Raw genomic sequence first — 26,185 nt, 5'->3', positions numbered from 1 at the left:
TTTCCAGGGGGCATGCCCATGTACCCGCGCGCCGCGCTCTTCGACCTGGATGGCACCCTGCTGGACTCGCTGCATGACATCGGCGCGGCGATGAACCACGCGCTCGTCACCCACGGCCTGCCCGTCCACCCGCTGGCCGACTACCGCCGCTTCGTGGGCGAGGGCGTCCGGGTGCTGGTGGCCCGCGCCGTCCCCCCGGGCCATGAAGACATCCACGAGGCGGTGATGGCCGCCTACAAGGCCTTCTACGCCGAGCACCTCCTGGACCACACCCGGCCCTACCCCGGGGTGCGTGAGGTGCTCGCCCGGCTGCGGGGCGAGGGGGTGAAGCTGGCGGTGTTGAGCAACAAGCCCGACGCGGCCACCCGTCAGCTGGTCGCGGCCCTGCTGCCGGACGTGCGCTTCGGCGCCATCTACGGCGAGCGGGTGGGCGTGCCGCGGAAGCCGGACCCCACGTCGGCGCTCGGGATTGCCTCCGAGCTGGGCGTGGCGCCCGGGGACTGCGCCTTCATCGGCGACACGGCGGTGGACATGGAGACCGCGCGCGCCGCCGGCATGTACAGCGTGGGCGTGACGTGGGGCTTCCGCGGCGTGGAGGAGCTCCAGGCCCACGGGGCCCGGGCGCTCGCCCACTCGGCGGACGAGCTGCTCCAGGCCCTCGCGAGCGTGCCCCGCGCCGCTACACGACCTTGACGCGGTGGGGGAAGCCGCTGGACAACTCGGCCCGCTGCTTCTCCTCGGCGCGGCTGTGCGCCGTGGCCGCGGCGATGAAGTGGCACACCCAGCCGAGCAATCCACCGGTGCCCAGCCAGAAGCCGGGGGTGATGATGAGCCAGAAGAGACCCCGGAAGATGTCCCCGTTGTAGAGCTGACCCAGTCCGGGGATGAAGAACGACAGCACGGCGGCGATACCAGGGCGGGACATGTGGCGTGTTGCCTCCTTGTCCTTCCCTACGAAGGCCGCGCCCATCCATTGCACCCCACTGCTTGCACCCCCCTGCTTGCACCCCCAATGACAGGCGGTGAACTCCGCCCGCTCATTTGTCGGGTAGGCAAGGAGACGAGCAGGGGGACCGTTTTCCCCCACGTGCCCGGCGGGGTAGCATGACGCGTCAACACCGCTGGCGGGCCAGCGCGTGTACGGGGGGCATCGCCATCCAGTCGCATCCACAGCGCCTCGACCGCTCATCGCCGTCCGGCATGCGGGGTATCGCGGAGATGCTCGCGCTGGGAGTCGTGTACCTCGCCGCCTGCTGGCTGGGGCTGACGCAGGCCACCATCGCTGGGGCCGCGAGCCCGGTGTGGCCCGCCACCGGCGTGGCGCTCGCGGGCCTGCTCCTCCTGGGCGTGTCCCGCTGGCCGGCCATCTTCGTGGGCGCGTGCGTCGCCATCCTGTGGTTCGGCTCCGGGGGGCCTTCCGCCTCGACGCTGGCCATGGGCGTGGGCAACACCCTGGAAGCGGTGCTGGGGGTGCTGTTGCTCAGGCGCCTGGGTTTCTCTCCCTCGCTCGCGCGGACGCAGGACGTGCTGGCGCTCACCGCCACGTCCGCCACGTGCTCGCTGGCCAGTGCCCTGGTGGGGGCGCTGAGCCTGGTGTTGACGGGCGGGGTCGCCTGGGGGGGCTTCCTCCTCACCGCGTGGGTGTGGTGGCTGGGCAACGCCATGGGCGCCCTGGTGGTGGCGCCGGTGCTGCTGCTGCTCTCCCGGCCGCGCCCGGAGCCGCGCCGCCGCGAGGCGCTGGTGCTCGCGGGGCTCACCCTGGTGGCGGCCCTGTGGTCCTTCAGTGGCGGCCGCGGCGGCTCCCCGCTGGCCTACGCCCAGGTGTTCCTCCTCTTTCCCCTGGGGGTGTGGGCGGCGCTGCGCTTCGGCTCGCAGGGGGCGGCGCTCTCCACGCTCTTCATCGCGGCGGCGTCCATCTGGGGCACCGTCACCGGCCATGGCGCGTTCATCTCGCGCGAGGACGGGCGGACGGTGGACCTGCTGGAGCTGCAGCTCTTCCTGGCCGTCATCGCCTTCACCGGGCTGCTGCTGGCCGCGTCCCGGGCCGAGCGCAAGAGCGCCAGGGCCCAGATGGAGCTGCTGGCCACCGCCGTGCGCAGCGTGCAGGAGGGCGTGCTCATCTGCGAGCTGCGCCCGGGCGAGGAACTCCAGCTGGTGTACGCCAACGAGTCCTTCCGCGCCATGGTGGGCTGCTCCCACCAGGAGCTGGCGGGCCGCTCGCCCCGGGAGCTGTGTGGAACCGGTGTGGAGCCGGAGGTGCACCAGCGGCTGGAGGAGGCCCTGCGCGAGCGCGACTTCTTCCGCGGCGAGGTGGTGCTGGCGCACAAGGACGGCTCGCGGGTGTACAGCGAGGTGCAGCTGTCCCCGGTGCGCAACGCGGACGGCCAGGTGCTCTACTTCGTGGCCACCTACCGCGACATGACGACGCAGAAGCAGCTCCAGGCGAAGCTGGTGTCCGCCGAGCGCATCGCCGCCGTGGGCACCCTGGCCGCGGGCGTGGGTCATGAGATCAACAATCCACTCGCCTACCTGATGCTGAACCTGGAGGGAGTGGCACAGAGTCTGGCCCGGGGGCCCGAGGGGCTCGCCGAGGCGCGGGCCAGCCTGGAGAGTGCCCGCGAGGGCGCCGAGCGCATCCGCGTCATCGTGCGCGATTTGAAGGTGTTCAGCCGGCAGCAGGGGGAGGAGCGGGCGATGCTGGACGTCAACGAGGTGGTGGTGCCGGCGCTGCGCATGGCGGCCCATGCGGTGCGGCCCCGGGCCCGGCTGGTGGAGGACTTCGGCCAGCCTCCCAAGGTGCTGGGCAGCGAGGCGCGGCTCGGACAGGTGATGCTCAACCTGCTCGTCAACGCGCTGCAGGCCATCCCCGAGGGAGACCCGGAGCACCACGAGGTGCGCGTGCGCACCGGCCGCGACGACTCGGGCCGCGCCCTGGTGGAGGTGTCCGACACCGGCTGTGGCATGCCCGCGCCCGTGCTGGCGCGCATCTTCGACCCGTTCTTCACCACCAAGCCCTGCGGGGAGGGGACCGGATTGGGACTCGCCATCTGTCAGCAGATCGTCCAGGCCCACGGCGGCGAGCTGCGCGTGAGCAGCGAGGAGGGCAAGGGCTCGCGCTTCACCGTCCTGCTGCCCTCCGCCGAGAGCCGGCCCGCGAAGACGCCCCTGCCCGCGGCGCCCACGCCCGCGCCCGTGCTCCCGCCGCGCCGGCGCATCCTCATCATCGACGACGAGCCGCGCCTGGCCCAGTCCATGCGCATGCTCATCGAGCCCTCGCACGACGTGTTCGTCACCACGCGCGGCGCCGAGGCCCTCGCGTGGGTGAACGAGGGTCAGCGCTTCGACCTGGTGCTGTGTGATTTGCAGATGCCGGGGACCACGGGCATGGACGTCTACTCGCACCTGCGCGCGCACGTGCCGGAGCTGGCCGAGCGGCTCGTCTTCATCTCCGGCGGGGCCTACACCCAGGCCACGCGCGACTTCGTGCGCTCGGTGCGCAACCGGATATTGGAGAAGCCGGTGCGGCCCGACGAGCTGCTGGCCACCATCGACGAGGCGCTGGCCACCACCTCGCCGGCGGCCTGACTCAGACGCGCAGCCACTTGCGGGCGGTGGGCCCGAAGTACCGCATCACGCCGGACACCAGGAAGAAGCGCACCGAGCGGCCCAGCACCGCCGCCAGGAAGAAGCGGTCCAGCGGCACGCCCACCATGCCGCTGCCGATGGCCACCACCTTGAAGGGGGTGGGCAGCACCGAGCACAGCAGCGCGAGCGCCCAGAAGTTCTGCCCCAGCAGCTCGCCCAGCGTCGCGTCGATGCCGAAGCGCGTGATGCGCATGTTCAGGTCGATGTTCAGGAAGCTGGCGGCGCCCTCGTGGACCAGGTGTCCCAGGTAGTACCCGATGAAGCCGCCGAAGAGGCTGGCCACCGTCCCCAGCAGCGCGTAGCGCAGCCACTTCTGGGGCTGGGCGAGCACCATGGGTACCAGCAGCGCGAAGGGCGGAATGGGGAACACCGAGCCGTCCACCACGGACACCAGCAGCATGGCGGCCACGGCGTGCTTCGTGGAGGACAGCGCCTCCACGCGCAGGTAGAGACGGCGGTACCAGGAGAGCTTCTCGGGGGCGGCGGCCACGGGGGTCGAATCGGACATCGCGGCCGCGCACCCTAGCGGAATGGGGGGACTTTACCAGCCTTCCGTCCCAGGGCTGACGCCTGCCTGTCAGGTGGGGATGCGCCGCGTTCTCCCGGGCGCTATAGGGGGGGAGAACGGTGTCCATGCCATGACCACGGCCCTCGAACGCATCGCCCTGACCACCCACGCGGTGAAGGTCTTCCCCCTCCCCTCGGCGGTCCTCTTTCCGCACGCGGCCCTGCCCCTCCACATCTTCGAGCCGCGCTACCGCGCCCTGGTGCGCGACGCGCTCGCCGGGGACAAGGTGATGGCGCTCGCCCAGCTGCAGCCCGGCTGGGAGGGCCAGTACGGCGAGCGGCCTCCCATGCAGCCCATGATGTGTGCCGGACTCATCATCTGGCACGAGGAGCTGCAGGACGGGCGCTACAACATCCTCCTGCAGGGCGTCAGCCGCGCCCGCCTGCTCGAGGAGCTGCCGGCCGGTGAGCAGCTCTACCGGCAGGTGCGGGTGCAACTGCTGCCGGACGGCGACTACCAGGGGCCCGAGGAGGAGAGGCTGCGCCAGGCCGTCTTCGAGCTGGCCGGGCGGGTGCCGGCCTCGTTCGCGGAGAACCTGCTGCCGGTGGTGGCGCGCTCGCACGGGGGCGCCCTGGCGGATGTGGTGGCCGCCGCCGTCGTCCCGGAGCCGGAGCGGCGCCAGGAGCTGCTGTGCGAGCTGGACGTGCGCACCCGGTTGAAGTCCGTGCTGGACGACGTGGGCGAGCTCATCGCGCGCCTCAGCCCGGTGAAGCCGGTGGGACCGCTGAACTGAGTCCTTGCATGCCGCCCCTCGGGAGCGTCTGCTAGCGCTCCACCAACTCGAGAGGGAGGAGCACGTTCCATGCGGCTCGTGAAGATGGGGCTCGCCAGCGTCAACACCACCGTGGGGGCCTTCGGGCGCAACGTGGACAAGGCGCTCGACCTGGCGCGCCGGATGGCCGCCGAGGACGTCACCGTGGGCGTCTTCCAGGAGCAGCTCGTGGGCGGCTACCCGCCCGAGGACCTGGTCCAGTGGCAGGGCTTCGTCGACAACCAGTGGCCGCAGCTCGAGCGCTTCGCCCGCGAGACGGGGGCGCTGTCCACCGTGTTCCTCGTGGGCGTCGCCGTCAACCACCAGGGCCTGCGCTACAACTGCGCCGCGCTCGTGGCGGGCGGGAAGATTCTCGGCCTGGTGCCCAAGGAGAAGCTGCCCACCTACAACATCTTCTACGAGGGGCGGACGTTCTCCCGCGGCTACCCGGGCATGCGCGAGGAGTTCCGCGGCGTCCCCTTCGGTGACTTCCTCTTCCGCTTCGACTTCGGACTGGTGGCCCCCGAGGTCTGCGAGGACATCTGGAGCCCCGAGGCCCCCATGCGCCGGCGCACCTACTCGGGCGCCGAGCTGGTGGTGAACCTGTCCGCCTCGCCCTTCCGCGTGGGCCAGGGGGACACCCGGCGCGAGATGCTCGCCACCCGCGCGGCGGACCACCAGTGCACCGTCGCCTACTCCAACGCGCTGGGCAGCAACGACGGCATCATCTTCGACGGCGGTGGCTGCATCAACCAGAACGGCAAGCCCGTGCTGGAGGAGCCGCGCTTCCAGGAGGGCTTCGCCGCGGCCGTGGTGGACCTGGACCGCACGTTGCGCCTGCGCGCGGAGAACACCACCTGGCGCAGCGACCGGGAGGCGTGGCTGCGCGAGGGCGGCAAGCTGGTGCCCACCATCGACTGCACCGCGGCCTTCACCAGCCGGCGCGAGAAGCTGCGCTACCCGGTGCCCGCGCACCGCAGCTTCTTCCTCCCGGGCCCCGACACGCGCCGCTCGCCCCGCGAGGTCCTGTGCGAGGACATCCTCGACGCGCTCTCCCTGGGCATCGGCGACTACTTCGAGAAGACGCGCGCCTTCAAGGTCATCGGCATCGCGCTCTCGGGTGGGCGTGACTCGCTGCTCACCCTGCTCATCGCCCACCGCTACGCCAAGCGCGTGCGGCCGGACAATCCCGGCAGCCTGCTGCGCGCCTTCTACATGCCCAGCCGCTACTCCAGCGACGCCACCCGCGAGGCCGCGGAGACGATCGCCCGGGAGCTGGGGGTGCCCTTCCTGGTGGTCCCCATCGAGGAGGCCTTCGAGCGCGAGCTGAACATCGCGCGCACCATGCTCGCGGGTGGAGAGGTGACGCCCATCACCGAGCAGAACATCCAGGCGCGCCTGCGTGCCCAGCGCATGTGGAACTGGTCCAACTCCAGCGGCGGCCTCTTCCTGCAGACGGGCAACATGAGCGAGCGCGCGGTGGGCTACACCACCACGGGTGGAGACCTGATGGGCGCGCTGGCCGTCATCGCCAACGTGCCGAAGACGGTCGTCATGTACCTGCTGGACTACCTGCTGGAGCAGACGGGCTCCGAGGGCATCCGCAAGGTGCTGGCCAGGCCGGCCGGGCCGGAGCTGGCGCACAACCAGGTGGGCGAGGAGGAGCTGATGCCCTTCCCCATCCTCGATGCCTGCTTCTACCTCTTCGCGGGAGAGAAGCTGGTGCCCTCGGAGATGCAGCCCGCGCTGGAGGCCATGTTCCCCGAGGTGGAGAGCGCGCGGCTGCGCGGCTACGTGGAGAAGTTCATCCGGCTCTTCCTCCAGTCCATCTACAAGTGGGTGCAGGCGCCGCTGTCGCTGCACATCGGCAACCTGGACCTGGACCGCGAGCGCGCGCTGCAACTGCCCGTCGTCACCAGCAGCGACTGGACGAAGGGGTAGCAGCGCCACCCCCTAATCTGTTCACGCTCCGCGTCCCCGCCATCCCCACCTCGCCCGGCTGGATGCTTCCCGGTCGAGGTCCCGGCGCACGCCGCGTCCGGATTCAAGCCTTGCCGCGAATCTTCCCGGTAATGAAGTTCCCGTCAGCCACCCGACGGACGGAGGTTCCGGATGAAACTGAAGATTCTGGCTGGGCTCGTGACGGCGCTTTTCTACGGCAACGCTGCCATGGCCCAGGACGTGAGCGACACCGACATCAACAAGGACCAGGGACAGACGTCCCCGGACAACATCGGCGGCGCGGGCCAGGATGACACCCTCATCCTCGACCAGGAGGACGTCGCTCCCGTGCCCGACACCGGGGTGCAGGACGAGGGCGTGGGCGGCGCCGGACTCGAGGGCCAGGACGCCTACGGCGGCTCGGGCCAAGCCAACCAGCAGAACGTGCAGCCCAAGAGCAGCACCATCCCCATGCAGGGCCAGAACGGCATGACCCTCTTCTGCACCCCGGTGCAGCAGGGCCAGGCCACCGGCGGCAGCGGCACCACCCCGCAGGGCAACGAGCAGTCCTCGCTGCAGCGTGACTACGATGTCCAGGTCGGCCAGGTCGACGACATCAACAACGATGCCTTCGGCGGCTCCGGCTACGACATGAAGGAGAAGGACGAGGGCCAGCAGAAGGCCGACATGCGCGGCCTGTCCGTGCTCGTCGGCGCCGGCGTCGAGGGCTACACCGGTGGCCTCGCCCCGGAGATCAACCCCGGCCCCACCGTGGGCGTGATGGCCGGCCTGCGGCCCAGCAAGGTGTTCGGCCTGGAGCTCGGCTACAGCGGCTCCGTGAACAACCTGGATGCCGACGTGGGCGGCAGCGGCCCGGACATCGTGCGCAACGGCGCCGTGGCCAACGTCACCCTCGGCCTCACCGCCGCTCCCGTGCAGCCCTACGTGCTCGGTGGCTTCGGCATGAACTGGTACAACATCCGCAACGGCCAGGCGCTCGGCTTCACGGATGACACCAGCTCGCGCGTCCCGGTGGGAGTGGGTCTCCGGACCCACATCGGTGACTTCACCGCCGATGCCCGCGTCAACTACAACATCCTCCTCAACGAGGACTTCGCCCCGGCCGTGACCGACCGCTTCACCACCGGTAGCTACCAGGGCACCCTCAACCTCGGCGGCACCTTCTGAGCCGAGCGTGTGATGGCGGCATGACAGTCCAGCGGCGCGGTGCCTCCACGAATGGGCACCGCGCCGTTTTTCCTTCCGAGAGAGCAGCGAACGTGCCACCCCCGCGTTAAGGTGGGGGCTTTCACGGGAGACAAGTGCATGAGCTTGCAGGTGGATGATGTGAAGGTGGGCACGGGCGCCGAGGCGACTCCGGGCAAGACGGTGACGGTCCACTACGTGGGGACCCTCACCAATGGCTCGAAGTTCGACAGCAGCCGGGATCGCAACCAGGGCTTCACCTTCCGGCTCGGCGCGGGCCAGGTCATCCAGGGCTGGGACAAGGGCGTGGCCGGCATGAAGGTCGGCGGCGTGCGCAAGCTCACCATCCCCCCCGACATGGGCTACGGCGCCCGCGGCTTCCCGCCCGTCATCCCGCCCAACTCGACCCTCGTTTTCGAAGTGGAACTGCTGGACGTCCGCTAGGAGGCCACCATGGCCACGTTGGAGATTGGCAAGGAGAACTTCGAGGCCACGGTGTCCAAGCAGGGCATCGTCATGCTCGACTGGTGGGCGGCGTGGTGCGGTCCCTGCCGCGCCTTCGCTCCCGTCTACGAGAAGGCCTCCGAGAAGCACCAGGACGTCACCTTCGGGAAGATCGACACGGACGCGCAGCCGGAGCTCTCCGGCATGTTTCAAATCCGCTCCATCCCCACGTTGATGATCTTCCGCGACGGCATCCTGCTCTTCGAGCAGGCCGGAGCCCTGCCCGCCGCCGCCCTGGAGGAGCTGCTCACCAAGGTGCGCGAGCTGGACATGGACGAGGTGCGCCGGGAGATCGAGAAGCGCAAGAAGGAGCAGGAGCCGCGGGCCTGAGATGGTTCCCAGCGCCGTCTTGTTCGACATGGATGGTGTCCTCATCCGCAGCGAGGAGGCCTGGCTGCGGGTGCTGGAGGACGCGGGACGGCGCTTCCGGGGCAGTCCGGTGACGCGCGAGGAGTTCGCGCCCACCTTCGGGCAGGGCACGGCCGAGGACGTGCGCGTCTTCGGTCTGCGCTGTACCCCCGCCGAGCTGGATGCCTTCTACGTGGAGCACCTGCCCGCCCATGCCGGCGGCGTCTGGGTCAACCCGGACGCGCGCACGCTGCTGGAGTCCCTGGCCGCGCGGGGCCTGCGCCGGGCGGTGGTGACCAACACGGTGTCCCCGCTCGCCCGGACGTTGCTCGGCGCCGCGCGCCTGCTCGACTTCTTCGAGGTGCTGGCGTGCGCGGACCTCGTGGCCCAGGCGAAGCCGGCGCCGGACCTGGTGCTGTACGCGCTCGGCCGGCTGGGCCTGCCCGCCGGGTCGGCGGTGATGGTGGGCGACTCGCGCTTCGACCGGGGCGCCGCCGGGGCCGCGGGCGTGCGCTTCGTGGGACTCGGCCTGGACGGCGATGCCCGCATCGAGCGGCTGGGAGAGCTGCTGCCCCTCCTGCCTCTCACAAGGGGCCCGGCGTCTCCTGGAGCGCGTTGAGGTAGTCGACGATGGCGTCCACCTCCGCGTCGCCGAGCATCTGCTCGGTGAAGGCGGGCATGGCGCCCACGCCCTTGCGAATCTGCGTGCGCATGGCGAAGCCCGGCAGCGGCTTGTTGGCGATGCCCGGGCCCAGGCCGCCCGCTCCACCCGGGTGGCAGCCGTTGCACTCGCGCATGAAGAGCACCTGTCCCTGCTTCTGCCGCTCGGTGAGCTGAAGGGGGGGACCGAAGGGCACTCCCCGGCGCGCGGGGCCGCATCCGCCGGAGGCCAGGGCCGCCAGGGTGGTGAGTGCGAGCAGACAACCGGTGGCCTTCATGGGCCCTCCTTCTTCGCCGTGGGGGTGATGCGCCAGAGCACACCCGTCTCCCGGTAGGGCTTGATGTCCTTGCCGAGCACCGTCATCACCCCGAAGTCGACGACGTAGAGCGCGCCGTTGTCCGGGTTGAAGCGCACGGCGATGGGGCGCTCGAGCCCCCCGGTGCCCAGGTGCGAGCCCGGGCCGCCATTGCCCTTGTCCTTGTTGGCCGCGAAGTCCTGGATGACGCCATTGCCGACGTCCACCCGCACCACCTTGTAGCCCACCGGCGACATCACCTTGCCCGTGTCGGGCGCCTGGTCGCCGAACTGCGCGACGAAGGCCAGCCCCCGGTGGCCAAAGGCGCCTCCCCGCGAGAAGTCCACCCCGTTCGAGGACGAGTGCACGCCGAAGAAGGCCACCGGTTGCGGCGGTGGGGCGGGGTGCTCGGCGAGGAGGAACTGGGGCGGGTGCTCCTGGCCGGACGGCTTGAACCACTCCTGGTTGATGGGGCGGCCTCCCACGAAGTCCGGGAAGCCGTACCAGCGTCCGGGCTCCACCGCCCAGAGGTAGTCCCCGGCGCCGAAGACGGGGCGGCTGCCGCGCTCGTCGTGGCCGTTCTCCGTCACGTAGAGCTGGCCCTCCGGAGAGAAGGCGAGGCCGTACGGATTGCGGAAGCCCCACGCCACCAGCTCCGGCGAGGTGGCACCGGGCGCGAGCCGGAAGACGGCGCCGGAGCAGGGCACCTGGCCGCGGATGACCTGGTCCGGCTTCGTGGCCGTGCCGAAGGGGACGAAGGCGCCCGTGGTGGCCTTGTCACTCGGGTCGGGCGTGCGCGGGTCGTCGCTGGTGAAGTTGATGCCGCGCAGGATGATGTCGCGGCAGGGGATGTCGTGGAACCCGGCGTCGCGCGACATCCAGTTGATGCTCTCCGCGTTCGCGCTGTCCGGCCCCACCACGCCCGCGTTCGTCGCGGTGCCCACGGAGAAGTAGATGGCCCCGTCCGGACCGGCCGCCGGCCCGTTGGTGTGGTGATCTCCCAGGCTGGGCAGGTTGGAGACGATGGGCGTGAGCTTTCCGTCCGGGGTGATGCGGACGATGCGGCCACCGCCCTCGGTGCCGCCCTCGGCGACGTAGAAGGCGCCCTGGTGGAAGGCCACGCCCGTCCACGGCGGGTGCTCGCCCGTGGCCACCACCGTGTGGCCGCCGTCCGGGTTGATGCGCAACAGGCGCGGCTCGGTGAAGTCCTCGCCGTAGGAGTAGCCCGCCTCGATGACGTAGGGCGTGCCCTGGTCGTCGAAGGTGACCGACGTGGGGTAGGTGAGGCCGGTGGCGATGGGCTCGATGCGGTAGCCCTCGGGCACCGCGATGGCGGCCGGGTCGATGCGGCGGGGCGGCTTGAACTCCTCCCGCGTCTTGTCTCCCGCGGTGAGGTGGAAGCAGCCGCCGAGCAGCAGCGCACTGGTCACGAGGGCCGAACGTCGGAGGAGGTCGGAGCGCATGATCGGCGCTCGACGGTAGGGAACCCCGTCCGGCCCGGACAGCGCATTCCGGAGCCAGGGTCACGTGCGGAACATTGCCGGGGCGCGGCGGGCCTACGCCGGTGGGGTGGCTCGCCTCGGGGCCCCGCGGCGCTCGAGGAGCACGGCGAGCCCGAGCAGGCCCAGCGTCCCCAGGGAGATGAGGGCCCCGAGCCGCTGGCCGGGCGTGTGGTACGTGAAGGTGACCCGGTGGACGCCCGCCGGGACGAGCACCCCGCGCACCAGCACATTGGCCGGAAGGATGGGCGTGGGTTGTCCGTCCAGCGTCGCGCTCCACCCGCTGTACCAGGCGTCGTTGAGCACCAGCGCCGCCGGTGCGCGCGCGTCCACCTCGAGCTCCACGGACTCCGGCGCGTACTGGAGGAAGCGCACCTGTCCGAGCCCCCCGGTACCGGGTGCTGACTCGGTGGGCCGTGGTGTTTCCGGCGTGCACTCGAGGAGCGCCTGCTGGCCGGGCTGGAAGGCGCGTGAGCCGAGCTGCGTGCGCGCGGCGCTCTCGTCCGTCACGCACACGGGCGTGGCCAGGTAGGCGCGCGGCAGCACGCGGGGATTGCCGATGAGCAGCGCCTCCATCCGGGGATCCTCGGCGACGACGACGTCCGGGTTGCCGCGCATGCTCGCGAAGTCCTTCGCCTCCAGGGAGATGTAGCGCACGTTGTAGAGGCCGAAGAGGCGTCCCATCCAGGTGGAGAACGAGTCGAACGTGGTGATCAACCCTCCGAGCCGCCGGGAGTGCGCGGGCAGGTAGCTGTTGCCGCTCTCCAGCTTCCAGAGCGCGGTCGTGTTCGGCGCGAGCGTCGACACGAGGCCGAGCGCGGTGACATCAAGGAGACTGAGTCCGGGAGGGAGCCGGCTCGGCAGCGGATTGTTCACCGCGCTGAAGACCCGGGGCCGGACCGTGCCCGCGTCCTTCTCCCGCTGCAGGACGACGTCCACCAGTCCCGAGGGCTGCTCCAGCAGGTCCGTGTAGGTCACCTGGTACGTGCCCTCGTTGGCCAGGTAGAGGACGACGAACTGGAGCGTGAGCAGGGCTCCCGTGCGCAGCGTGAGCCGGTGCTCCTGGAGCAGCATCAGGCCCATCAAGCCGAGCGAGCCCACCGCCACCAGGGATGCCTGGAGGAAGTTGTCATGGAGGATGCGCAGGGTGCGCGCGTCGCCGTTCTTCCAGAGCGCGCCCACCACGCCTTCCGAGAAGACGTGCCACTGCCACTCGCCCAGCGCGAGCAGGCCGCATACCCCCGCGAGCCCGAAGCCGACGAGGGCGAGCCGCCGCGCCAGGGCGGGCTCCCGGAGGACGCTCTCCAGTCCGGCTCCGGCGCCCAGCGCGCACGCGAACAGGAAGTAAGGGAGCAGCTTCTCCGGGTAGCGGAAGGAGCTCCAGAAGGGCACCCACCGGTAGAACCAGCCATAGAGCGGCAGGTGCAGCGCCAACGACAGCGCCAGGACGAGCAGCGCGAGCCCGGTCACCTTCCACGTCAGCGGGTGGCGCCGCCACGTCCACAGCGCGCCCGCGAGCAGCAGCAGCGCCGGAAGCCCCAGGTGCACCGAGGGCACCCAGAAGGTGCCCATGCCCGACTGGAACAGCTCATTCGCCAGGGGAGAGGAGGCGGCCCGGGCCAGCTCCGGATCGATGAAGAGCGGCCCGAAGGCCAGCTCGAGCAGCCGCAGGGGATGGAACGAGAAGAGGGTGGCCTGGGCGAACGTGCCCGCCGTGGGCTGGGCGTCCTTCAGGATGCCGAGCACCGGGAGGATCTGCACCGCGGACAGCAGCGCGCCGAGCACGATGAGCACTCCGGCCCGGGGCGCCATGCGCAGCACGTCCGCGCGGCTCGGGCGCAGCAGCACGAGCCCCAGCAGCATGCCGTTGCACAGCGCGAAGCTCTGCGGGTCGCCCGCGAGGAGCACCAGGCACAAGGGGAGCGCGGTGGCGGTGGCACGGCTCGCGGAGGGCTGGCGCAGGAAGCGCTCGGCGCCCCAGAGGGCCCAGGGGAACGTGGCGGCCGCCATGAGGTAGAGCAGGTTGTTGCTGATGCCCACCATGTAGCCGCTCAGCGCGTAGGTGAGCCCCGAGAGCAGCGCGGCGCCCCGGCTCATGCCCCACAGCCGGGCGAACAGGTACGTGCCTCCCAGGGCCGCCACGTAGGACAGCAGGGTGATGAGCTTGAGCGCCGAACCCAGCGGCAGCAGCAGGTAGAGCAGGTTGGCCGGGTGGAACGCTCCGGAGATGAGCATGCCCGTGTAGGGCTGCCCCATGCCGTCGTAGGGGTACCAGCCCGGGAACTGGAACTGCGAGACGCGCTCGGCCCAGTACTGCTTGAGCGGGTAGTACACCCGGAGGATGTCTCGCGCGATGAAGACCTCGTCGGTGAGGCTCGCCCGGTGGAAGTAGAGCAGCGGCAGCACGACGATGGCTGCCACCACCGCGAGACGGATTCTGGCCTGCTGGGTGAGGGGCATGGGCTCGGGGCCGCACCTTACACTTCCCTTCGCCAGCGGGCTGGTATCGTCCGGCCCTCCATGTCACGCGACACCCGGGCCAATGCCCTCGCCTTCGCCGCTCTCGGGCTCCTGCTCGTCCTCCACACGCTGCTCTTCTTCCCGATGCGCGTGGACGATGCCTTCATCCTGTTGCGCTACGCGGAGAACCTCGCGGCGGGCCACGGCCCCGTCTTCAACGTGGGCGAGCGCGTGGAGGGTTTCACCAGCCCCGCCATGGTGGTGCTCGAGGCGGCCTTCCTGCGCCTGGGCCTGGAGCCGCTCCTGACGGTGAAGGTGCTCGGTGTCGTGTGCGGGCTCGTGCTGGTGGGCGTCAGCATGGCCCTCGCCCGGGAGCTGAGTGGTTCGCGGGCGGCCGGGGTGCTCGCGGGGCTCCTGGTGGCGCTGCACACGGGCGTCGCGGTGGCGTGCGTCAATGGACTCGAGACCGCTCCCTTCGCCGCCTTCGTCGCGCTCGGACTGTTCTTCCATGTGCGGGCCCGCTCGGCTCGCGATGAGGGGCTGGCCGGTCTGGCGCTCGCCCTGGCCATCCTCTTCCGTCCCGAGGGCGCTCTGCCGCTCGCGTTCATCGGCGTGAGCGCGCTGTGGCGCTGGCGCCGCGAGCCCGATCGCTGGCGCCGCTGGGTGGCCCTCGCCCTGCCCACCCTGGTGCTCGTCGTGCCCGTCTCCGCCTACAAGGCCGCCTGGTTCGGCTCGCTCACCCCCAACACGTTGCTGGCCAAGGTGCCGCTCGACTCCACGGGCCGCCTCGCCTCCGGCCTGGACTACCTCGCCGGCTACGGCGTGGAGCACTCCGGGTACCTCGCGTTGCTCGGCTTGTGGGTGCTCGCGTTCAAGGGGGACTCGCGCTTCCGGATGCTCGCCCTCCTGTTCACCGTGTGGGCCGCGTACATCGCCTCCGTGGGCGGGGACTGGATTCCCCACTTCCGCTTCCTCGTCCCGCTGGTGCCCATCGCCGCCGTCGCGACCGCCACCGCCCTCGTGCTGCTCTGGAGATTGCTCGGCGAGCGGATGCGCGAGGGCGCTCGGACTCCGGCCCGGGCGGGGCTCGTGTTGCTCGTGGCCGCGGCCCTGATTCCTCCCGCGGTGGTTCAGGCCCAGGAGGTGTTCATGCAGGTGCGCGTCGACACCGGGGCCTCGGTCCTGGCGCGCGAGCCGCTCGGCGCATGGCTCTCGTCCGTGGGCGGGCCGGGTGCCTCGGTGGCGATGCTCGACGTGGGCGCCGTGGCCTATGGCACCGGGCTGCGCGTCATCGACACGGGCGGCCTGACGGATGCGCGCATCGCCCGCGTCATCCACGCCAGCAAGGGGACCTACCAGGGCCACCTCTTCTTCCCGGACAACGCGGGCTCGCGGGAGATCGCCCGGGTGGTGCTCGGCGACAAGCCCTCGTTCGTGGTGCTGCGTCTCAATGGCGAGCTGCCCTGGATCCTCGACGAGCGGCTGCGGGGCGAGGACGGCCGGCCTCTGCCCCTGCGCGCGGCCTACCAGCAGGACCGGGCCATCTTCGAGGCCCCGAGCTTCGCCGAGGAGTACGAGTTCCTCTGCAGCCAACCCTCGGATCCCAGCACCGAGGGCTGGGTCTGGCACTACAACGTCTTCGTCCGGAAGGGCCTCTCGCTCGCCCGGCGGCCCCGCCCCGATGCGCAGGGCGCCACGCGCTGCTTCTGAGCCCTCCTGCCTCCGAGCCGTGCCGGGATGGGGGCCTGACTTGACCCGAGCGGTCATCGGTTGCGATGATACCGCTGAAGTCGAGTGGGGCGGCGTTGCCCGGAGCGGGAGGAGTGGAGATGGGGAAGGGGAAGAAGCCAGCGACCTATGAGGACATTGAGGCGCTGCCGGTGGGGTGGGTGGGGGAGATCATTGAGGAGGAGCTGGTGGCCTCGCCGAGGCCCGCGATGGGCCATGCGCGGGTCTCCTCAGTGCTGGGGACGGTGCTGGGCGGCCCGTTCGACCTGGGGCAGGGCGGGCCCGGTGGGTGGTGGATCTTCGATGAACCAGAGATCCACTTTGGCCGGAACGTGCTGGTGCCGGACCTGGCGGGCTGGCGCCGTGAGCGCTTGCCGAAGCCGCCTGCTCCCAACGAGCCCTTCATGACGGTGGCACCGGACTGGCTGTGCGAAGTGCTCTCTCCGTCCACCGGGGCCATGGATCGCGCGCGCAAGCTGCCGCTCTACCACCGCGAAGGCGTGGGTCACGTGTGGCTGGTGGATCCGCTCGCGCGCACCCTGGAGGTGCTCCGCCGCGAGGCCAGGGGCTGGCTGCTCGTGGCGACGCACACGGGCAACGAGCGGGTACGCGCCGAGCCCTTCGGGGCGGTGGAGCTCGGGTTGGAGCTGCTCTGGCTCCCCGAGGGACCGGCCGGGCGGTGAACAGTCGGAAGCCCCCAGCGTTTCATGCGGGGGCCATTCTGGTGCAGGCTTGTGTCCATGGCGTTGGAACGGGTCCGGTCCTGGTGGCGGGGCGAGACGGCACAGCCCCTGCGTCCCGTGGTGGAGTGGCTGGGCCGCTACCCGCTGCTGGTGGTGCTCCAGTTGCTGCCCGTCTGCATCGTCTGGGGTGGGTTCGAGTCGCTCGGGTTGCCGCGCCTCTTCCTGCATGACGTGCCCCGGGTGACGTTCGTCGCGGGCTTCATGGCGGCGATGTTGTTGGGGCAGTTGTGCTTCGTGGGCTACCTGCTGGACGCGGACGAGAAGTGGGCCCTGGCGCCCCGGCGGGGCAAGCCGGGTGGGGTGCCGCCCTCCGTCCGTTGGTACTTCTTCCGCACCGGGACCTATCCCGCCTGGCTGGTGGTGCTCAGCATCCCGAGCCTCATCGACCGGCAATTCGCCTTCCTCTTCGGCATCCTGTCCGCGCTGTGCGTCACGCTGCTGCTCACGCGCGGCGCCGAGTGGTTGCAGCGCTGGTGTGAGTCGGACCGGCAGCGCCACGGGTGGCTGCGGTGGATAGAAGCGACGTTCTTCCGCAGGCGCTCGACGCTCATCGTGGTGCTGCACGTGCTGCAGGGCGGGCTGCTCGCCATCTTCCTGCTGGGCTACCTGCTGGTGGCCGCGCACGTGGCCTTCACGGGCAACCACGGGTGGGTGTCACCGGCCGTGGTCATCTGCGTGGCGATCGGCCTGGTCGGCGCCCTCTACGGCGCCATCCGCTTCTTCTTCCCCGAGCGGCACATGGGCGCGCTCCTCGTCTCGGGCGTCCTGGTGGTGTTCACCGGGCGGGGCTGCGCGGACATCTCCTATTACGACGAGCTGGCCCTGTCCCAGCCGCCCGCGTACGCGGGAACGAGCCTCGCGCCTCCCCGTGACGCGGGGCTGCTGGGGGACGAGGCCGTGCTGGACGCGTGGCTCGCGCGCATGCGGGCCGAGCCCCCTCCCGGCGCGGCGTGGCCCACGCAGGGCGAGGTGCAACCCGCCTCGGGGCAGGCGGTGCCTCGCTGCGAGCCGGGGCCGAGGCCTCGGCTGGCCCTGGTGTCGACGAGTGGCGGCGGCATCCGCGCCGCGGCGTGGACGGCGCACGTGCTCTCCAGGCTTCAGGGCCCGGACGGGGTGCCGGGCTTCCACCGCTACGTGCGCCTCGTCACCGGGGCCTCGGGCGGCATGGTGGGGGCGGGCACCTGGGTGACGGGGCTCTACCCCCAGGGCATGGCGGCTCCGGACGCGCTGCCCATGATGATGCAGAAGGACAGCCTGTCGTCGGCGGCCATCGCGCTGATGCTGCCCTTCGGCGAGGGCCGCGGCCGGGCGCTGGAGAACGCCTGGGTGCGGCACACGGACGGCCTGCTGGGGCGCACCTTCGGGGACCTGCGCCAGGGCGAGGCGGAGGGCTGGCTGCCCTCGCTGGTGTACTCGCCGATGCTGGTGGAGGACGGACGGCGGCTGCTGGTGAGCAACCTGGACCTGTCGGCGCTGACGTCCTCGGAGGCGAGCTCGCTGGTGGTGGAGCGCAACGGCGACGGGCCCCAGGAGAAGGCGCTGTCCCGCCTGTCCCTCTCCGGGGTGCAGCTCTTCCAGCTCTTCCCCCTCAAGCAGCGGGCCTTCCCGGTGGCGGCCGCGGCGCGCATGAGCGCGTCGTTCCCCTATGTCAGCCCGGCCAGCTCGCTGCCCACCTCGCCGCGCGTGCGCGTGGTGGACGCGGGCTACTACGACAACTACGGCGTGGACCTGGCGGTGCAGTGGCTGCACGCCCATCGCCAGTGGGTGCGCGAGTGCACCTCGGGCGTGGTGCTCATCCAGATTCGGGATCATCTCGGCAACGGCCGGCGCACGAAGCTGCAGGTGGCTCCGGCGGACGGGCTGCTGGGCGGGCTGACGTCACCGCTGGAGGCGGTGCTGCGGGCGCGCGAGTCCAGCATGTCCTTCCGCAACGATGAGCTGCTGAGCCTGGTGCAGGACGAGCTCAACGCGAGCGAGCCGTGCTTCTTCACCACCGCCATCTTCGAGCTCGGCGAGACGGCCCCGCTGAGCTGGGCGCTGACGAATCATGACGTGGCGCGGTTGGAGCACGCGGCGTCCAGCTCCGCGCTGCGCGAGCGGGTGGCCGCGGTGCGCGAGTGGCTCACCGCGGGCCCGGATGCACAGCAGCGGGCCCGCGAACGCGGCTTGTGTCCCGGAGGACGCGAGCTGTAACCCCTCAGACGCCGGGGATGACGGGGCGCAGCGCCGCGGCGAACTCCTCCTCGCCCTCGTAGACGGGGTGCCGCACCCACGTACGCGCTTCCACTCCCCCGCGCAGCAGTTGCGTGCCCGTCTCGTGCTCCAGCGTCCACTCCGGCACGTCTCCCACCAGGTACTCCACGCCCCACGGCGAGGCGCACTCCTCCCAGTCCTCCTGGGGAAGGTTGCCCCACGGGTAACGCCGCCCGTCCGTTCCGCGTGCCGACATCTCCCACTCGTCCGCACTTGGGAGGCGGATGTGCGCATTCTCGATCTTCGAGAACTCCTCGCACAGGCGCTCGGCCTCCTTGAAGGAGCCGAGCCACACCTGCTCGTGGTCAAGCTCGACACGGGTGGGTTGTGGGTTACCCACCCACTTGGCCAGACGCCTGTCCACAGGCACCTGGGCCACGAAGAAGCCGGGGGAGGTGACGCGGCGCACGGGGTTGGCGCCCAGCAGGTGCTCCACGGGGGCGATCCACCGCAGGGGCAGCCCGGAGCGCTCCAGGAAGAAGCGGCCGTCCTGCTGCACCACGCCCCGCGGCAGCTGCCGGGGCATCTTGCCCATGGTGAGGGCCGTGGTGAGCGAGTACAGCAGCATGGACGCCGGGTCCGTCACCTCCAGCTCGCCCCTCAGCAGCTTCCACAGCGGCTTGAGCGGATCCCTCCCCGGCACACTGTCCCCTGGGTGACGGCGCTCCTGGAGGTATCGGATGACCCCCTGCCAGAGGGCCTCGAGGAAACGGCGCTCGCGCGGCTCGTCCACCTCCTGCAGCAGGGTGGGCAGGTCCGAGGACTGGAGGGCGGGCAGAAGGTCACGGGCCCGCAACTTCGCTGCCGCCAGCACCGCCGTCATGCGGACTTCCAGGTCCGAGTCCTTCAGGGCCGCGCGCAGCACCTCGTCGAAACGGGGGTTGGGACCCTGCTCCAACATCAGCCAGCGCAGCGCCTGCCGCCGCTCCTCGAGCGTGGACAGACCCCGGGACACCACCGTGTTCTCCCGGGATTCTCCGGGCTCCTGCGTGGGCCCTGGGTATGGACGGACCCCCAGCTCCTGGGGCGCGGCGGACAGCCCGCGGCCCACCAGGGATTGCACCCGCAGGACGTACGGGCCAATGACCAACTCGTCCTCGAACTTCAGCACGCTGGGGTGGGCCACTGGCCTCCCATTGAGCCACGTTCCGTTCTTCGAGCCTTCGTCCAACACGATGGCGGCTCCCTCGATGGCGACCAGTCTGCAGTGGGTGCGCGAGACGCTCCCGTTATCGAGCACGAGATCGTTCGTCGGATCCCTCCCGATGGCGATCTCTCGCGAAGCCAGGGTGCCCGTCTTCATGCTGCTCTCTCCGATGAGCCCGACAGTGATGTTGAACACGCGTGCTCCTCTGGGTGGAGGGTGGGGGAAGGCCGGTCCAGCTCTCCGGCTGCCTCCGAAACTCCAAGCACGATGCGTGCCAACTACTAGGCTTTACGGACTACCCCGTACATCCGGACCTTTCCGGGCCCGGCGGGGCCCCCTATACCCCGAGTCGCCGACAGGTGCCTGTCAAAACTGCTATCAATCGTGACAGTGGCGCAGCAGGCGGGAGGGCCGATGACGACCGGAGATGGTGAGTCACCCCCCACCCCGGGCGGGCCCTCGCGCAGCAGGACCTGGCAGGCGCTCCCGTCGACGCGCCGGGAGGACGAGGCGTCCGCCGGCGACACCCGCAACGAGCGGTTGCAGCGCGAGCCCCGGGAGGCCAGCGCGGAGCAGCCCCGGGGCTGGGAGGTGCCCTACCGGGAGCCCCGGGCCCTGCTCGTGCAGCGCGAGGGCATTGAAGACCTGACGGTGCCGCTGTACCCGGACCGTTCGTACGTCTTCGGGCGGGCCCCCGAGTCCACCGTCGTCTTCCCCAATGACGCGGTGTCGCGGCAGCACGGGCGGCTGTCCTTCCGCGAGGATCAGCGCTGGGTGTACCGGGAGCTCAACTCGAAGAACGGGAGTTTCCTCGGGCGCCAGGAGGAGCAGAGCGTGGTGGACGCCCGCCTGCACTTCCAGCGGGTGGGCCCCTCTCGCGACCAGGTGCTGGAGGCCGGGGACGTGGTGCTGCTGGGCAACGGCAAGAGCCGCATCACCCTGCTGGCGGAGGTGCCGCCGGGCGTGGAGGCCGGCCCGCGCCCGGGGAAACAGGTCTCCTCCGCCACGATGGAGTTGGAGCGCTCCATCGAGCGCTGTGCCCGCCACCACCTGCCGGTGTTCCTGTTGGGGAAGTCGGGCACGGGCAAGACGTTCATCGCGCGGGAGATCCACCGCCGCAGCGGCGTGGAGGGCAACTTCGTCATCCTCAACTGCGGACGGCTGCCCCAGGACATCAACGCGCTCACCAGTGAGCTGCTCGGACACGTGAAGGGCGCGTTCACCGGGGCGTCGCTCGCGCGGGTGGGCAAGCTCTACAGCGCCAACGGGGGCACGCTCTTCCTGGACGAGGTGGAGTTCCTCTCCAGCGTGGCGCAGGACTTCCTGGTGGACGTGCTGGAGGGCACGGGCGGACTCGCGCCGCTGGGCGCCCCCGCGGACTTCCGCGAGCCCCCGCCGCGCTTCCGGCTCATCTCCGCCTCCAAGGTGCCCCTGCGGCAGACGGCGCTGCGGCAGGATCTCACGCAGCGGCTCGCCACGGGGGACTTCATCATCCTGCCCACGCTCGAGGAGCGGCACGAGGACATCCCCCACCTGGTGGAGAGCTTCCTGCACCAGCTGAGGGTGGAGCAGCAGTACGACGCCGAGCTCACCCGCGAGGCCATCGCCTTCCTGCAGAAGGCGAGCTGGCCGGGACAGATTCGCGAGCTGGAGTCGACGGTGCGCACGGTGGTGGCCCGCGAGGCGGCACAGCAGGAGCTGGAGGGACTCGCGCGCCACCGCACGCTCGTCACGCTGGAGTCGGTGCGGACCTACCTGCGGCAACGGGAGCTGGGCTTCGGCGGCCCCGTCTCCGAGTCCGTGCAGCAGGTGACGCGGCCCTCGAAGGAAGGGCTCGCGTCCGTGCGCAAGCGCCCGAGCGACCTGACGGGCGAGGACATCCGGCGTGCCCTGGAGAAGCACGAGGGCAACAAGACGCGGGCCTCGGTGGAGCTGCGCGTCGCGCTCAACACCCTCAAGGCGCGGATGAAGGCGCTCGGCATCGAGTGACGAAGCGGGGCAGCGGCACCGGCAGCCGCTGGAGGTGGGCCCAGTCGAGGAAGGGCTCGCGGTGCGCGGGCCGGGCCGGCGGGAGTGGCTCCGCGTGCAGGTGCGTCCGCCCGGTGGTGCAGCGGCCCACGAGCGACTGCACCCGCAGCACGCAGTGGCCCACGACGAGCTCATCGTGGAAGGCGAGGAACGTGGGATGGGTGAGGGGCTCGCCATTGAGCCAGGTGCCGTTGCTCGAGCCCTCGTCCATCACCACGGCTCCGCCCTCGACGGCCACCAGCCGGCAGTGCACGCGCGAGACGAGCTCGTCCTCGAGCACCAGGTCGTTCTCCGCCGCCCGGCCGATGCTGACCTCGCGCGATGCCAGGGTCCCCGTCTTCCGCTCACTCGTTCCGAGCCGCCCGACAGTGATGACGAACATGGTGTGCCCTCCTGGTGGATGGACCCTGCTGGAGCACGGTCCGTGCCGGGCGTGACGCGAGGGAGAATCCCGAGTTGTTTCAAGGACTTGTGATAGGTCGCAGCGGGGTGACAGGGGGACCTGTCAGCATGGACTCGTCAAAGCTGCTATCAACTCTGATGGCAATCAGCCGAAGGGGGGCGCCGCATGACGACCCGGGAGAGGCGTGGCGAGGAGCAGGGCGGGCAGGAGCAGGCGGAGGAGGGCGGAGCGCTGAACGGCCCCTCGCTGGAGAAGACCAGCATCTCCATCCAGGCCATCACGGACCCCGCGCTGGAGGAGACGCCGGAGGACGGCCTGTCCAGCACGAGTGATGGCCGGCTGAGGACGTTGGGCGCGCCGGCCCCCGCGCAGGAGGTGGAGGCGGCGCCGTACCGCGAGCCCCGGGCGCTGCGCGTCCAGCGGGAGGGCATCGAGGATCTGATCGTCGCGCTGTATCCGGACCGCTCGTACGTGTTCGGACGGGCGCCCGAGTCCACCGTCGTCTTCCCGCACGACGCGGTGTCGCGGCAGCACGGGCGGCTGTCCTTCCGCGAGGACCACCGCTGGGTGTACCGGGATCTCAACTCACGCAACCACAGCTTCCTGGGCCGCAGCGACGTCCAGGTGGAGGGCGACGAGCGCAGGCACTTCCAGGAGATCCGCGCCTCGAGGGACCAGGTGCTGGAGGCCGGAGACGTGGTGCTGCTGGGCAATGGCAGGAGCCGCATCACCCTCCTGGAGGAGGTGCCGCACGGACTGGTGGCGGGCTCGCGCTCGCAGCAGGGGAAGTCGCCCGAGACGGTCCGGCTCGAGCGCGCCATCAACGTCTGTGCCCGGCACCAGCTCCCGGTGTTCCTGCTGGGGAAGTCGGGCACGGGGAAGACGTACATCGCGCGGGAGATCCACAGCCGCGGCCGGCTCGAGGGCAACTTCGTCATCCTCAACTGCGGCCGGCTGCCCCAGGACATCAACGCGCTGACGAGCGAGCTGCTCGGACACGTGAAGGGCGCGTTCACGGATGCGTCCTACGCGCGAGTGGGCAAGCTCTACAGCGCCAACCGGGGCACGCTCTTCCTGGACGAGGTGGAGTTCCTGCCGCGCATCGCCCAGGACTTCCTGGTGGACGTGTTGGAGGGCACCGGCAACTTCGCGCCGCTGGGGGCTCCCGCGGACTTCCGCGAGCCGCCACCTCGCTTCCGGCTCATCTCCGCCTCCAAGGTGGCGCTCCAGCAGACCGGGCTGCGGCCGGACCTCACGCAGCGGCTCGCGACGGGGGACGTCATCATCCTCCCCACGCTCGAGGAGCGGCGCGACGACATCCCGAGTCTGGTGGAGACCTTCCTGCACCGGCTCAAGGTGGAGCAGCAGTACGACGCCGAGCTCACCAGCGATGCCATCGCCTACCTGCAGAAGGCGAGCTGGCCGGGGCAGATTCGCGAGCTGGAGTCGACGGTGCGCACGGTGGTGGCCCGCGAGGTGGCGCTCCAGTCGCTCGAGGGAATCGAGCACCGGCGGACCGTCATCACGCTGGAGGCGGTGAAGACGTATCTGGGCCAGAGGCAGATGGGCTTCGAGGGCGAGGGTTCCGCATCCATGGCTCGGGTGACCCTGGAGGTGCCCGTGACCGCGTTGCGCAAGCGGCCCGTGGACCTGACCGCGGAGGACCTCCGGGAGGCACTGGCGAAGCACCAGGGCAACAAGACCCGCGCCGCGCAGGAGCTGGGCATCGCGGTCAATACGCTCAAGGCCCGGATGAAGGCGTTCAGTATCGAGTGAGTGAACACGGTGGGCCGCCGGGCACATGCCCTGACTCGCGCCCATTTCCCCTCGCCCGGAGGGCGAGGGAGTCATCAGCGCACCACCACCCGGTTCCGCCCCGCCTGCTTCGCCTGGACGCACGAGGCCTCCGCTGCCTCCAGCAGGTTGCCGTAGGGCTCTCCGGGCCTCAGCCCCGCGATTCCCACCGACACCGTGAGCTGGAAGCCACCCGTCTGCGAACGGAACCGCCGGTCCGCGAGCCGCCGGCGCAGCCCCTCCGCCAGCCTCACGCTCATGTGCGGCGCCACCGCGTACAGGCTCGCCGCGAAGGCATCTCCCTCCATCCGGCCAATCGGCCCCCGCCCGTCCAGCTCCGCCGCGAGCTCGTCCACCAGCCCGCTCAACGCCGCGTCCATCGCCTCGCGGCCGTGCGCGTCGTTGCCTTCCTGCGTCTCGTCCACGTCCACCCAGAGCACCGTCAGCGGCATCCGCGCCAGCGTCGCGTCCGACACGGCTTTCGCCAGCAACGACTCGAAGTAGGGGCGCAGGTAGGCCCCCGTGCTCGGACAGACTTGTGGGGCGCGTTCAGTCATCGGCGAGTGGACTCAGCCCGCCTTGCGCGAGGCCGCCTTCGTCTTCGCGTGCGCCTTGTCGAAACCCTCGTAGAAGCGCACCGCGTGGTCTCCCACCTTCTGGATGTGCTGGTTGTTCAGGTACGCCGTCACCGGCGCCGCCACGAACGGCATCGCCCGCCCCAACGTCTGCAGGCCTCCCTTCGTCAGCAACACCTCCGCCACCTTCCCCAACACCCTCGGCCCCGAACGCTGAATCGGCCCCACGCCCGTCGTGTACCCGTACAGGTCCAACAGCTCGTTGCGCGCCCGCTCGCTCTTCAGGTTCACCTTGTACAGCGTCGCCACGTCCACCAGCAGCGTCAGCTGCAGCCACGCCATCACCGTCAGGTCCGCCGGCAACCCCAACAGCCCGAACGCCCCGAACACCCCTCCCGTCATGCTCGCCACGTGCTTCTTCTCGTCGATCATCCGCTGCGCCCGCTCGCGCAGCCCCGCCGACGGATAGCGCTGCTCCAGCTCCAACACCCGCTTGCGCGCCTTCGGCACTTCCTGCTGCACCAGATCCGACAGCTTCGTGTCCGCCAGCTTCTTCAGCTCCGCGGGCGTCAGCTGCTTCACCTTGTCCGCGATGGGCTCATAGAAGGCCATTCGTCTCTCCCTCCCTCAGTAACCCCGCTCGGCGAGGTAAAGGTCCACCAGCGCGCCCTCTTCGTACCAGGCGTGACGCATCTCCGCGTTGAACCAGCGCGAGTCCGGCTTCGCCGTCCGCACTTCCAGCTTCACCCGGTTGGGCGCCGTGTCGATGACCGCCGCCCGCGCCTTGCACGCCCCGCCCGGCTCGTCACCATAGCCCCCCTCCAGGCACACCTCGTCCCCCACCGACAGCCGGCGCGTGTACTCGGTGGCCAGGTACTTCGCCTCGTCACAGTTGCCCCGCACCGACGAGCGCCCATGCTGCGCGCACCGGTCCTTCTGTGGCGAGCGCACCAGCGGCACCGCCCCCACGAGCGGATCCTCATCGTTGGGGTTGGGCCGGAAGGCCTCTTTGTCGGTGAGACAGCCCGCCAGCACCCACAGCAGGCCCGCGCAGGCCCAGGTCCACTTCATCGCTCGCTCGCCTCCGGGGCGGAGGACCGCCCTTCATGGACGCACGAGCATGGCAAGCCCGCGCCGGAGCGTAAAGCGGTGGGACGCACCGAGCGTCCAGCGCCGTTCAGGCGATGCGGCGCGCCGGACCCGGAATCTCCTCCGTCCGGCCGGGCACGATGCGGTTCTTCTCGTCCACGAACACCACCGTGGGCTTCCAGTTGAGCGCCTCGTGCTCCTCCACCTCGGCGAAGGTGGCCAGGATGACCAGGTCCCCCGGCTTGTTGAGGTGCGCCGCGGCGCCGTTGATGCAGATGACGCCGCTGCCCGCCTCGCCCTCCAGCGCGTACGTCTCCAGCCGCGTGCCGCGCGTCACGTTCCACACCGCCACCTTCTCGAAGGGCAGGATGTCGGCGGCGCGCAGCAGGTGGCTGTCGATGGTGACCGAGCCCTCGTAATCCAGGTCGGCCTGGGTGACGGTCGCACGGTGGATCTTCGACTTGAAGAGGATTCGGCGCATGGGGGGACCCGGAAAGATGCGGCGCAACCGTAACGGCTGAGGCGCCGGGGGACAACCTTCAATGAC

At 70.6% G+C, this 26,185-nt stretch carries 24 protein-coding genes; 13 read left to right on the top strand and 11 right to left on the bottom strand.

Annotated elements, in window-relative coordinates; all coding sequences use genetic code 11:
- The first annotated feature begins 18 nt into the window (after positions 1 to 18).
- On the top strand, positions 19 to 693 hold the full coding sequence (locus tag AC16DP_RS01555) for an HAD family hydrolase (protein WP_329725974.1): 675 nt from the start codon (positions 19 to 21) through the stop codon (positions 691 to 693).
- On the opposite strand, the gene AC16DP_RS01550 is transcribed toward AC16DP_RS01555, so the two are convergent.
- Positions 680 to 925, bottom strand: a complete 246-nt coding sequence (locus tag AC16DP_RS01550) for a hypothetical protein (protein ID WP_329725975.1) — start codon at positions 923 to 925, stop codon at positions 680 to 682. The genes AC16DP_RS01555 and AC16DP_RS01550 overlap by 14 nt on opposite strands.
- A gap of 179 nt (positions 926 to 1,104) precedes the next feature.
- On the opposite strand from AC16DP_RS01550, the gene espC reads away from it, so the two are divergent.
- Positions 1,105 to 3,585: a serine histidine kinase EspC gene (gene espC / locus AC16DP_RS01545; RefSeq protein ID WP_329725976.1), complete on the top strand. Its 2,481-nt coding sequence runs from the start codon at positions 1,105 to 1,107 to the stop codon at positions 3,583 to 3,585.
- A 1-nt stretch (position 3,586) separates the two neighbouring features.
- Here the strand turns inward: espC and AC16DP_RS01540 are convergent, their stop codons facing one another.
- Positions 3,587 to 4,153 (bottom strand): YqaA family protein, encoded by a 567-nt coding sequence (locus tag AC16DP_RS01540; protein WP_329725977.1) that lies wholly within the window; start codon positions 4,151 to 4,153, stop codon positions 3,587 to 3,589.
- 130 nt (positions 4,154 to 4,283) lie between these two features.
- Between AC16DP_RS01540 and AC16DP_RS01535 the strand changes: the two genes are divergently transcribed.
- The 6 genes from AC16DP_RS01535 (at position 4,284) to AC16DP_RS01510 (ending at position 9,582) form a co-directional block, all read left to right on the top strand.
- Entirely contained in the window at positions 4,284 to 4,946 is a 663-nt protein-coding gene (locus AC16DP_RS01535; protein ID WP_329725978.1) for an LON peptidase substrate-binding domain-containing protein, read from the top strand.
- Positions 4,947 to 5,015: 69 nt separating this feature from the next.
- A complete protein-coding gene (nadE, locus tag AC16DP_RS01530; RefSeq protein WP_329725979.1) occupies positions 5,016 to 6,905 on the top strand; it encodes an NAD(+) synthase in 1,890 nt (629 codons plus the stop codon).
- Positions 6,906 to 7,076: 171 nt separating this feature from the next.
- On the top strand, positions 7,077 to 8,093 hold the full coding sequence (locus tag AC16DP_RS01525; protein ID WP_329725980.1) for a hypothetical protein: 1,017 nt from the start codon (positions 7,077 to 7,079) through the stop codon (positions 8,091 to 8,093).
- Positions 8,094 to 8,231: 138 nt separating this feature from the next.
- Positions 8,232 to 8,555 (top strand): FKBP-type peptidyl-prolyl cis-trans isomerase, encoded by a 324-nt coding sequence (locus tag AC16DP_RS01520; protein WP_329725981.1) that lies wholly within the window; start codon positions 8,232 to 8,234, stop codon positions 8,553 to 8,555.
- Between the two features lie 9 nt (positions 8,556 to 8,564).
- A complete protein-coding gene (gene trxA, locus AC16DP_RS01515) occupies positions 8,565 to 8,945 on the top strand; it encodes a thioredoxin (protein ID WP_329725982.1) in 381 nt (126 codons plus the stop codon).
- A 1-nt stretch (position 8,946) separates the two neighbouring features.
- The gene (locus tag AC16DP_RS01510; protein WP_329725983.1) at positions 8,947 to 9,582 is read left to right on the top strand and encodes an HAD family hydrolase; all 636 of its coding nucleotides are present in this window, start codon (positions 8,947 to 8,949) and stop codon (positions 9,580 to 9,582) included.
- Here the strand turns inward: AC16DP_RS01510 and AC16DP_RS01505 are convergent.
- From AC16DP_RS01505 to AC16DP_RS01495, 3 genes are all read right to left on the bottom strand, one after another.
- Entirely contained in the window at positions 9,548 to 9,901 is a 354-nt protein-coding gene (locus tag AC16DP_RS01505) for a c-type cytochrome (RefSeq protein ID WP_329725984.1), read from the bottom strand. The genes AC16DP_RS01510 and AC16DP_RS01505 overlap by 35 nt on opposite strands.
- On the bottom strand, positions 9,898 to 11,382 hold the full coding sequence (locus tag AC16DP_RS01500) for a PQQ-dependent sugar dehydrogenase (protein WP_329725985.1): 1,485 nt from the start codon (positions 11,380 to 11,382) through the stop codon (positions 9,898 to 9,900). The genes AC16DP_RS01505 and AC16DP_RS01500 overlap by 4 nt, the downstream gene beginning before the upstream one ends.
- A gap of 93 nt (positions 11,383 to 11,475) precedes the next feature.
- Positions 11,476 to 13,878, bottom strand: coding sequence for a YfhO family protein (locus AC16DP_RS01495; RefSeq protein ID WP_329725986.1), 2,403 nt, complete (start codon positions 13,876 to 13,878; stop codon positions 11,476 to 11,478).
- Between the two features lie 60 nt (positions 13,879 to 13,938).
- On the opposite strand from AC16DP_RS01495, the gene AC16DP_RS01490 reads away from it, so the two are divergent.
- From AC16DP_RS01490 to AC16DP_RS01480, 3 genes are all read left to right on the top strand, one after another.
- Positions 13,939 to 15,588 (top strand): glycosyltransferase family 39 protein, encoded by a 1,650-nt coding sequence (locus AC16DP_RS01490; protein ID WP_329725987.1) that lies wholly within the window; start codon positions 13,939 to 13,941, stop codon positions 15,586 to 15,588.
- Between the two features lie 119 nt (positions 15,589 to 15,707).
- Entirely contained in the window at positions 15,708 to 16,289 is a 582-nt protein-coding gene (locus tag AC16DP_RS01485) for a Uma2 family endonuclease (protein ID WP_329725988.1), read from the top strand.
- A 57-nt stretch (positions 16,290 to 16,346) separates the two neighbouring features.
- Complete coding sequence (locus AC16DP_RS01480) at positions 16,347 to 18,542, top strand: patatin-like phospholipase domain-containing protein (RefSeq protein ID WP_329725989.1); 2,196 nt, start codon at positions 16,347 to 16,349, stop codon at positions 18,540 to 18,542.
- A gap of 4 nt (positions 18,543 to 18,546) precedes the next feature.
- Here the strand turns inward: AC16DP_RS01480 and AC16DP_RS01475 are convergent, their stop codons facing one another.
- Positions 18,547 to 19,944, bottom strand: a complete 1,398-nt coding sequence (locus AC16DP_RS01475; protein WP_329725990.1) for an FHA domain-containing protein — start codon at positions 19,942 to 19,944, stop codon at positions 18,547 to 18,549.
- 219 nt (positions 19,945 to 20,163) lie between these two features.
- Here AC16DP_RS01475 and AC16DP_RS01470 point away from each other — a divergent pair, with 219 nt between their 5' ends.
- Positions 20,164 to 21,738, top strand: a complete 1,575-nt coding sequence (locus AC16DP_RS01470) for a sigma-54-dependent Fis family transcriptional regulator (RefSeq protein WP_329725991.1) — start codon at positions 20,164 to 20,166, stop codon at positions 21,736 to 21,738.
- Here AC16DP_RS01470 and AC16DP_RS01465 read toward each other — a convergent pair.
- Positions 21,704 to 22,159 carry an FHA domain-containing protein gene (locus AC16DP_RS01465; protein ID WP_329725992.1) on the bottom strand — a complete coding sequence of 152 codons (456 nt, stop codon included), beginning with the start codon at positions 22,157 to 22,159 and terminating at the stop codon, positions 21,704 to 21,706. The genes AC16DP_RS01470 and AC16DP_RS01465 overlap by 35 nt on opposite strands.
- A 186-nt stretch (positions 22,160 to 22,345) precedes the next feature.
- On the opposite strand from AC16DP_RS01465, the gene AC16DP_RS01460 reads away from it, so the two are divergent.
- Positions 22,346 to 23,956, top strand: a complete 1,611-nt coding sequence (locus AC16DP_RS01460) for a sigma-54-dependent Fis family transcriptional regulator (RefSeq protein ID WP_329725993.1) — start codon at positions 22,346 to 22,348, stop codon at positions 23,954 to 23,956.
- Between the two features lie 74 nt (positions 23,957 to 24,030).
- Here AC16DP_RS01460 and AC16DP_RS01455 read toward each other — a convergent pair whose 3' ends face one another.
- The 4 genes from AC16DP_RS01455 to panD form a co-directional block, all read right to left on the bottom strand.
- Complete coding sequence (locus AC16DP_RS01455) at positions 24,031 to 24,531, bottom strand: GGDEF domain-containing protein (RefSeq protein WP_329725994.1); 501 nt, start codon at positions 24,529 to 24,531, stop codon at positions 24,031 to 24,033.
- Positions 24,532 to 24,543: 12 nt separating this feature from the next.
- A complete protein-coding gene (locus AC16DP_RS01450) occupies positions 24,544 to 25,161 on the bottom strand; it encodes an EcsC family protein (protein ID WP_329725995.1) in 618 nt (205 codons plus the stop codon).
- 15 nt (positions 25,162 to 25,176) lie between these two features.
- Entirely contained in the window at positions 25,177 to 25,620 is a 444-nt protein-coding gene (locus tag AC16DP_RS01445) for a hypothetical protein (protein ID WP_329725996.1), read from the bottom strand.
- Positions 25,621 to 25,726: 106 nt separating this feature from the next.
- Entirely contained in the window at positions 25,727 to 26,119 is a 393-nt protein-coding gene (gene panD / locus AC16DP_RS01440; protein ID WP_329725997.1) for an aspartate 1-decarboxylase, read from the bottom strand.
- Positions 26,120 to 26,185 lie beyond the last annotated feature (66 nt).

The organism is Archangium sp. (assembly GCF_057119385.1).
This window is presented reverse-complemented; position numbering and strand designations above follow the sequence as displayed.